We start from the raw sequence: 3,845 nt of genomic DNA, 5'->3' as shown, positions 1-3,845 counted from the left end.
AAAATCGCTTTACGCGGCACAATGACACTGTGTTTTTCGTTGGTTTTTTCTGCTGTTTCAATGCTGCCCAATGCCAGTCGGTGACCATCTGTTGCTACCGCACGCAAGATGTTTTCTTCGCGTTCCAGCAACAGACCATTCAGGTAATACCGTACATCCTGGCTAGCCATGGCAAAACTGGTTTCATCCAGCAGATCTTTTAATGCTGATTGAGGAACTGTCAGCTGATCAAGATAATTTGCACCTTCGCTATCTGGAAAGTCTGTTGCCGGTAGCGTGGCTAAAGAAAAACGACTTTTTCCTGCCCGAACCAGTGATTTGTTGTCTTCAGCCTGAAAGCTAATAGTGGCGTTTGCGGGTAAGGCGCGAACGATATCCAGTAGTTTGCGAGCAGAGACAGTGGTTTCACCTTCTTTTTCGACCGCTACCGGTAACGTTGCAATCATTTCCAGTTCCATATCGGTACTGGTCATGGTTAATTGCTGATCACGGCAACGTAACAGAATATTAGACAAAATAGGCAGGGTGGAGCGCCGTTCAACGATGCTGCACACCAGTTGTAAGGGACGGGCAATAATGTCTTGGCTCACAGTAAATTGCATGATGTCTCTCTCGGCTAGCTGGATAAAGTTCGAAGTAAATTACGGTAGTCTTCCGCGATGCGGCTATCAGTTTCTTTCAGTTCCACTACTTTACGACAAGCGTGCAGAACAGTGGTGTGATCTCGTCCACCAAACGCTTCACCGATTTCCGGCAAGCTATGACTGGTGAGCTCTTTTGCCAGCGCCATTGCTATTTGTCGTGGACGGGCAACCGAACGCGTGCGTTTTTTTGCCAGTAAATCCGATACCCGTATTTTGAAGTATTCTGCAACAGTTTTCTGGATACTTTCCAGTGTGACCAGTTTTTGGTGCAAAGCCAGCAGATCTTTTAAAGCATCCTGAGCCATATCAATCGACAGTGGCTGGTTGGTAAAGCGCGAGAATGCCATGACGCGTTGCAAGGCACCTTCCAAATCACGGACATTTGACTTAATGCGTTTGGCAATAAAAAAGGCCACATCATCCGGTAGGGTAATCAGATTTTGTTGCGCTTTTTTGATCAGAATAGCGACACGGGTCTCCAGCTCTGGTGGTTCAATGGCAATCGTTAACCCCCAACCCAAACGAGATTGCAGACGCTCATCCAGATTTTCAACTTCTTTGGGAAACCGGTCACAGGTCAGAATGATTTGCCGTTGGCCTTCCAGCAGACTATTAAAGGTATAAAAGAACTCTTCCTGAGAGCGTTCCTTTTTGGCAAAGAACTGGATGTCATCAATTAATAATGCATCGGCACTGCGGTAATGTGCTTTGAATTGATCAATAGCGTTGTTACGCAATGCGGTAATCATGTCCTGTACAAAGCGCTCGGAGGATAAATAAATCACTCGTGCTTTGGGATTGTTCTGGCGAATTTTGTTGCCGACCGCCAGCATCAAATGGGTTTTGCCAAGCCCGGTGCCGCCATAGAGGAACAATGGATTGTAACCGGAGGTACCCGGTGCTTCAGCAACATGTAAAGATGCTGCGCGGGCAATCTGATTGGATTTACCTTCAACATAATTATCAAAGGTAAACAACGGATTCATCGGGCTGCCAATCGCGGGGGAAGGTTCTGTTTCCGAAACTGCTATTGATGCGGGGGCTTTATCCGTTGTTTTGACACGACGTTTGGTTTTTTCGGCGGAAATGGAATCTTTGGTACCGACTTCGATTTCAATTTTATTGATGCTGCCGTTGGTCAATCCTTTGATCAGCGCATTTATCTGTTGTTCAAGCTGTTCGTGAACCCAGGCCTTAACATAAGGATTTGGCGCCAACAAGCGCAGACTATCTTCCGTTTCGATGGCTTGCAGGGGCCGTAACCATGTGTTCAGCTGTTGTGCCGAAAGATCACCTTCGAGATGGGATAGGCATTTTTCCCAAAGGGGTGAAGACACAGCAACTCCTTGACTAATATAAAGGTTTACAGAAAACAGACTAATAACTGCAGGCTTTTTTCGTGATAGTATAGCGCGACAGACAGGGCATCTAAAGTTATCTGCATGCGGGGCTTTTGGCAAGTAAAATAATGTTGCATGGTCGGATGAATGCGGTTTGACTTGTTATGCCTGCAAACTCTATAATCCCATGTCTTTTGCCCCGGCTGTTTCCGTTCGAGAGACGCTTACCGGCTGCAAAACCATTGTTATTCCTGGAGTTGGTGAAATGAAAAGAACTTTTCAGCCTAGTAATCTGAAGCGCAAGCGCACTCATGGTTTCCGCGCACGTATGAAAACTGTCGGCGGCCGTCGTGTTATTAATGCCCGTAGAGCCAAAGGCCGCGCAAAACTTTCTGTTTAATTCTCTCTGTTCTCAGAGGGTGCATGACTTGGCCACTTTCAGCCGAGCCATGAAAATGAATAGCCCGGGAGATTTTACCCGGGTTTTTCGTCAGGGTAAGCGCACTGGTGGCGGTGGTCTGACGATTCTAAGCGTTGAAAACTCTGTCGGGCATCCCCGACTGGGACTGGCTATCGCAAAGAAGCATCTTAAACTGGCCAGTCAACGTAATCGGGTAAAGCGAATCATCCGGGAATCTTTCCGGCAGCATCAATCAGCTTTATCCAATATCGATATTGTGGTGTTATCACGTCCTGATATTAGTCAGCGGGATTCGTCGCAATTATGGGCAGCATTGGAGCGACATTGGTTAACCGTGGTGGCACAATGGCAAACATCCTAATCGCTTTTGTTCGCGCGTATCGCTTTTTATTAAGCCCGTTCATGGGCATGCACTGTCGCTTTCAACCTACTTGCTCCCAATATATGATTGAGGCCATTCAAACGCATGGCTCGCTTCGTGGTGTGTGGCTCGGTTTACGCCGAATCTCATGCTGTCATCCTTGGCACGCCGGCGGCGTGGATCCTGTTCCTGAACTAAAGACAAAAAAACACAATGGATAACCTCAGAACTCTGTTTATTTTTGGCCTGTTAATTGTTTCTCTGTTGTTGTGGGAAGCCTGGCAAAATGACTATGTGCGCCCGCAACAGGTTGCAACGCAAAATAACGCAGACCAGCCTGTTTCAGAAAACGCCCAGTCGCAGGATGATTTACCCGAGTTACCAACAGATACTGCAGATGGCTTGCCTGCAATGCCGGAAAGCGAACAAGCCACAGCGACTTCAGCTAATCAGCTCCGTGTAAAAACCGATGTAATTGAAGCGACAATTGATTTACGTGGGGCGGATATCCGTGAACTGGCATTATTACAATATCCTGTTGATGTAGATTTGCCTGATGAGCCAGTACAGCTTTTAAATGACAGTCGTAAGAATTTCTTTGTTACTCAATCAGGTTTACGAGCCGAAGGCTCGGCACCGACACATTATGAAACCTATACTGCGGAAAAATCCGAATATGTTATGGGGGAGAATGAAAATAGTCTGAGCGTTCCGATGCGTTGGGAATCTGATAACGGGCTGACCGTGATTAAAACCTATACTTTTACCCGTGACAGTTACCTGGTAGATGTCACTTATCAGATAGAAAACCAGTCTGGCGAACGTTTTGCTGCTTATCCCTATGCACAATTTAATCGTAATCAACCTGAAGATGATAGTTTCATGATCTATACCTATACGGGTGCTGTTTTTTCCAGTCCGGGTAATGAATACGAAAAAGTGGATTTTGGTGAACTGGAAAAAAATGATTTTCGTCGTGATGTGAATGGTGGCTGGGCGGCGATGATTCAACATTATTTCGTGGCAGCCTTAATTCCTGCTGAACCATTACAGGAAATCAGTCTTTACGGTAAAGCGAT

The 3,845-nt window shown here is 46.3% G+C and carries 6 protein-coding genes; 4 read left to right on the top strand and 2 right to left on the bottom strand.

Going from position 1 to position 3,845, the window contains the following annotated elements; translation table 11 throughout:
* A partial coding sequence (gene dnaN, locus B3182_RS15600) for a DNA polymerase III subunit beta (protein WP_292753451.1) occupies positions 1–602 on the bottom strand: 602 nt, incomplete at its 3' end.
* Between the two features lie 14 nt (positions 603–616).
* Entirely contained in the window at positions 617–1,981 is a 1,365-nt protein-coding gene (gene dnaA / locus B3182_RS15595) for a chromosomal replication initiator protein DnaA (RefSeq protein WP_292358405.1), read from the bottom strand.
* 268 nt (positions 1,982–2,249) lie between these two features.
* Here dnaA and rpmH point away from each other — a divergent pair, with 268 nt between their 5' ends.
* The 4 genes from rpmH to yidC all read left to right on the top strand — a co-directional run.
* On the top strand, positions 2,250–2,384 hold the full coding sequence (gene rpmH, locus B3182_RS15590; RefSeq protein WP_036311011.1) for a 50S ribosomal protein L34: 135 nt from the start codon (positions 2,250–2,252) through the stop codon (positions 2,382–2,384).
* Between the two features lie 49 nt (positions 2,385–2,433).
* On the top strand, positions 2,434–2,766 hold the full coding sequence (gene rnpA, locus B3182_RS15585) for a ribonuclease P protein component (RefSeq protein WP_069294773.1): 333 nt from the start codon (positions 2,434–2,436) through the stop codon (positions 2,764–2,766).
* Positions 2,709–2,987 (top strand): membrane protein insertion efficiency factor YidD, encoded by a 279-nt coding sequence (yidD, locus tag B3182_RS15580; RefSeq protein WP_349676190.1) that lies wholly within the window; start codon positions 2,709–2,711, stop codon positions 2,985–2,987. Before rnpA ends, yidD begins: the two co-directional genes overlap by 58 nt.
* Positions 2,980–3,845, top strand: an 866-nt coding sequence (gene yidC / locus B3182_RS15575) for a membrane protein insertase YidC (protein ID WP_292753448.1), incomplete at its 3' end; no start/stop codon positions are given. The genes yidD and yidC, both read left to right, overlap by 8 nt.

The organism is Methylophaga sp. UBA4204 (assembly GCF_002379485.1).
Lineage (GTDB): Bacteria > Pseudomonadota > Gammaproteobacteria > Nitrosococcales > Methylophagaceae > Methylophaga.
Note: the sequence above shows the minus strand (reverse complement) of the source record. Positions and strands in the feature narration are given on the sequence as shown.

What these genes read in the sequence shown, in the direction of transcription:
- yidD (WP_349676190.1), top strand. Translation starts at nt 2,709, where the DNA reads ATGGGCAGCATTGGAGCGACATTGGTTAACCGTGGTGGCACAATGGCA.
- rnpA (WP_069294773.1), top strand. Translation starts at nt 2,434, where the DNA reads ATGAAAATGAATAGCCCGGGAGATTTTACCCGGGTTTTTCGTCAGGGT.
- rpmH (WP_036311011.1), top strand. Translation starts at nt 2,250, where the DNA reads ATGAAAAGAACTTTTCAGCCTAGTAATCTGAAGCGCAAGCGCACTCAT.